Annotated in this window: 2 protein-coding genes; both read left to right on the forward strand. The window is 52.8% G+C overall.

All coding sequences use genetic code 11. The annotated features are described in order from the left end of the window. Window positions 1-603, forward strand: a 603-nt coding sequence (locus tag ABYW01_RS18020; protein ID WP_372835484.1) for a DUF58 domain-containing protein, incomplete at its 5' end; no start/stop codon positions are given. Then, the gene (locus ABYW01_RS18025) at window positions 603-2,600 is read left to right on the forward strand and encodes a transglutaminaseTgpA domain-containing protein (protein ID WP_372835487.1); all 1,998 of its coding nucleotides are present in this window, start codon (window positions 603-605) and stop codon (window positions 2,598-2,600) included. The genes ABYW01_RS18020 and ABYW01_RS18025, both read left to right, overlap by 1 nt. The last annotated feature ends 386 nt before the right edge of the window (window positions 2,601-2,986 follow it).

A 2,986-nucleotide genomic window follows, 5' to 3' on the forward strand; every position in this document is an offset into this window, starting at 1 on the left:
AGTCAGGATAAACAGCGCAGTAAAACAACGCTGCAACCCTTCTACCATCTGCTCAGTGGACACCCTTTTGAATGGGTTTATCAACAACCCACTCAACAGCGCGGCCTGTATAATCCACAGCGGCTCAACGTTGATACTGTCTGGCCTCTAGGGCTGTTTAAGTTATCCCGTCCACTGATTGAGCTGCCGGAAGCACTGGTTTATCCACAAGCCAAATCAGCACAATCTATACCGGAAACGACCCGCGGTCAGGCAGCCCATGCCCACACCGAAGCGGAAGAACTGGCTGGCCTTCGAGCGTACCAGCCAGTCGACAATCCGCGCCGAATCAACTGGCGTTCGCTGAGTAAAGGACAGAACCTCCAGATCAAAGAGTTTGATGGTGCCGCAGGCGATCCGGCTATCTGGCTACGCTGGCAGGACCTGCATGCGATCGGTTATGAAGCGCGAATTCGTACCCTCTGTCATCACATTCTGGAGTGTCAAAAACGGGGACAGGAGTTTGGTCTGCTGTTGCCGGGTATTGAACTGCCGCCCAAGCGAGGTGGCCAGCATATCAGTACCTGTCTGAAGCAACTGGCACTGTTGCCCGGAGAAAGCTGATGCGACAGTATTTTGGTGATCGCACCCAGCGATTGTGTCTAGGGCTTTGGTTTCTGGCCCTGCTACCTGCCATCCATCATCTTGCGTGGGTACATTTACTGCTGTGTCTTGTGCCAATTGCGCTATATCAGCCCATGCGCCTACGTCCCTCTGTACGCTGGGCAATGATGGGCATGGTACTGCTAATCGCGATTGGCTGGATCGTCCTGAGCGGTCAGCCTTGGCTGAGTGCGCAAACGATTACCGGCGTGTTAGCGCTGGTTTTACTGCTGAAATGGGCAGAATCACGCACCGCCCGAGAGTTACGGCTATCCGCGATGGCCTCACTGGTGCTGGCGACGTTAAGCAGTCTGTACCTGTCTGGCCTGTTAGCGTTAGCCTATCTGGTCAGCTGCGGCATTGTAGTGTTGTTCTGTCTGCAGGCGATCAATGATAGTGAACACCAACTCAGTCACCGTCAGCTACTTAAAACCACCCTCAATCTTAGTGTGTTGGCACTGCCCGTCACCCTGTTGTTATTTGTCACGGTACCGCGCATTCAGGGCCCACTTTGGGATATTGGTCTGGCAATCGGCTTACCGATTGAACTGGCCATCAATCAGGATGCGCGGGGTATTGGTCTTAAGGCGACGTTAAAAGCTGGTCAGGTAAGCCGCTTAAAACGCAGTGATGCACCGGTACTTGTCGCCGAATTTTCCGGGGCAGTGCCTTACAAAAGCCGTCTGTATTGGCGCGGTCCGGTGTTTAGTGACTATGACGGTATCAGCTGGAACTTACCTGAGAACTGGAACAATCGCGGCCGCTTATTACGGGATTCATTGCGGGGTCCTGACGCTGTACTCAATGTGCTGACATCCAAGCGTGACCGGGTGCATTATGAAGCCCGAGTTTCTCCGCACTCGGGACGTTGGCTTTACAGCCTGGATCTGCCCACCGGACAAACACCAGAAGCCTTTATCTCCGGCGATTTCCAGCTGCTGGGGATTCGCAAAATCAGCCGCGAATTCAAATACGATGTTGATGCCTGGCTGGAGTACAGCGGCGGAAAACCACTTTCAGCCGAGCAACGCTCCGCTTACCTGCAATATCCGACCGACAGCAACCCTAAACTGCGTGCCTTCGGTCAACAGCTCGCGCAATCCTCACCAGATCCTCAGGATATTCTGCATCAATGGCGAAAAACACTGGTGACGGGCGGATATCAGCTGACAGAGATTACAGATATCGACAGCGCGCGTGACAACCTGGATACCTTCTTCTTTGATCGCAAGACGGGTGCCGCAGACCGGGTTTACCTGATCTGGCTGGGTTCACTGGCTGCACTCGGTGCCAGCGTACTGACCGCCATAGCACTGCATAAACTGATTCAGAATAGCGGGGCAGCCCGTGAAACCCTGGAAGGGGTCACCATGCTGATCGCGGCAGTTCTGCTCAGCTATGTCAGTGTGTGGCTCTTTGCACGGCGGGAGATGCAGCAATGGCAGGGCTTTATTCAGGACCGGTTAGGATCAGCAGTCAGCGGCGGCAGCCTATGGGCGATCGTGTCGGTCGCTTTTTTCGCGGTTTACCGGGAAGGTGCGGAAACCATTTTGTTCTATCAGGCCCTGGTCGGTGATGCAGAAGGCCAGTGGCACGCCATCGCGACCGGCTTTGGTTTAGCGGTCGTCGCGCTGCTGATCGTCTATCTACTGATATTCCAGCTCTCTGTACGCTTGCCGCTGAAGCACTTCTTTACCGGAACGGCGGCATTACTCTATGCATTATCGGTTATCTTTACCGGCAAAGCGGTGCTCGAGCTGCAAGTGGCAGGCTGGCTGGGCAACAGCTATCTACCGTCGGTACCTACCATTAGCTGGCTTGGCCTATTCCCAAGCCTACAATCGGTCCTCAGCCAATTGGCGATGATATTGCTGCCCGTATTAGGCTGGTTGTTGATCCGCCTACGCTCATCACAAGTCTCACATATTGATACCGAAGTGACCTCCCGTCCGATCTGATCAGCTTCATTTTAAAATGCAGAACCCCAGGTAACCGCAAGGCACTTGGGGTCTGCATTTAACACTCACACCGCCATACACAGCTTCCATCTCAGATCCCCTCGTCGACACAACACTTTTACTGCCCGCACTTATGCGTTCAATCCCATGCTCTAACCCAATATCCTCACTCAGCAGGACCTATTTTTTCAGTTAAGTATCGATGCCTGAGTTTTTATCCACATTTTTGAGTATCACCATCACACACCGGAATTTTTTTTTCGTTCTGTATAACTTGATGCAAAACAGGCGATGATCATTCACGAACAACCCTGTGCGTAAACCTGTTAATTACTGTGGAAAACCTCAAGTTTCACACGGGATAACCACAACAACAAAACAAGATA

Origin of the sequence: Pontibacterium sp., from assembly GCF_041587635.1 — a bacterium.
GTDB lineage: Bacteria > Pseudomonadota > Gammaproteobacteria > Pseudomonadales > Balneatricaceae > Pontibacterium.